This is a genomic window from Poseidonocella sp. HB161398, from assembly GCF_005870025.1.
Taxonomy (GTDB): Bacteria; Pseudomonadota; Alphaproteobacteria; order Rhodobacterales; family Rhodobacteraceae; genus Mangrovicoccus.
The window spans coordinates 1-1,358 of record NZ_VATA01000224.1; the positions used below are offsets into that span (position 1 = coordinate 1).

A 1,358-nucleotide genomic window follows, 5' to 3' on the forward strand; every position below is an offset into this window, starting at 1 on the left:
TGAGCTTGCCCCCGGATCCCGGACTGGGCCGATATTCACTATGCGGCCATTGCGGCAGTCATGTCGATCCGTGTCTGCTCGGGCGTGCGGTAACCGATGGTCGAGTGGCGGCGCTGGCGATTGTAGAAAATCGCGATGTATTCGAACAGCGCGGCCTTTGCCTCCTGGCGCGACCGGAACCTGGTTCGATGGACCAGCTCGTTCTTCAGCGATCCCAAGAAGCTCTCCATGGGAGAATTATCCAGGCAATTCCCCTTCCGGCTCATCGAGGCGACGGCTTTCCAGGCATCGAGAAGCCGCCTGTAGTCACCGGCCGCGTACTGGACGCCGCGATCGGAATGACAAATCAGCCCCGGCGCCAGCCGCCGGTTCTGCAGAGCCATGCGCATCGCCTCGACCGCGAGGCTGCTCTTCAGACGCTCGGACATCGACCAGCCGACGATCTCCATCGTGGCGTTCGCCATCGGTCTCGGACCAGTGGCGACACGATGACGAACTCCTTGACTGCGGCGAGGTAAAGCCAGCCCTCGTCCGTGGGCACGTAGGTGATGTCCGCCAGCCAGATGCGATCGGGCTCCGAGGCCCGGAAATTCCGCCTCAGCAGGTTCGGGGCGTTGCCGAGATTGTGTCGGCTATCCGTCGTCCTCGGGACATGCCGACCTTTGCGTGGCGGGCGGATATCGTGATCTTTCATCAGCTTGGCCACCGCCTTCCGGGCAACCCGGATGCCTTGGTCCCGCAGTTCGGCGTGGATGCGCGGGGGCTCCGTATCGTCGGCGACTGGCCTCAAAGATTGCACGTATCTGCGGCAACAGGGCGTCCCGGGATGCCCGGCGCGCCGCCCGTTTCGGGGCCGCGGCACGCCAAGAATAGAACCAGCTCGTGCTCACCGAGAGCAGCCGGCACATGAGGCTGACGGCGTGTTCTCCGACATGGGCAGCGATGAAGGCGAGCTTGTCCTTCACGGCTTCGCCGCCCACTGCGCGAAGCCGGTCGGTCACGCCACCGGTTCGAGTGACCCGACTGGCGCGGAAGCTTTGCGCATCACCTCCACCTCTTCCTTGAGACGGCGGTTCTCGCGCCGAAGTTCGGCCAGTTCGACGGCCTCGGCCTGCTGCTTGCGGATCGCCTCGGCCGACCCTGCAGCCGCCAGTTCAAGCCGCCAGCCTTTCAGCTGCGAGGGCGTCACGCCGAGTTCCCGCGCGACGCTGGTCTGGGTGGCGCCGGGCTCCGACAGGCGCGCAACGGCCTGCTCCTTGAACTCGGTGGTGAAGTGACGACGGGGTTGTCTGCTCATGTGTGATCCCTTGTTCCTGAGAGTACTGTAACTCCCAGTCCGGAATCCGGGGGCAAGCTCA

1 pseudogene is annotated in these 1,358 nt (G+C 64.7%); it reads right to left on the bottom strand.

Annotated elements, in window-relative coordinates:
• Positions 1 to 38 precede the first annotated feature (38 nt).
• A pseudogene (locus FGX59_RS36910) lies at positions 39 to 1,297 on the bottom strand (IS3 family transposase).
• Positions 1,298 to 1,358: the final 61 nt, after the last annotated feature.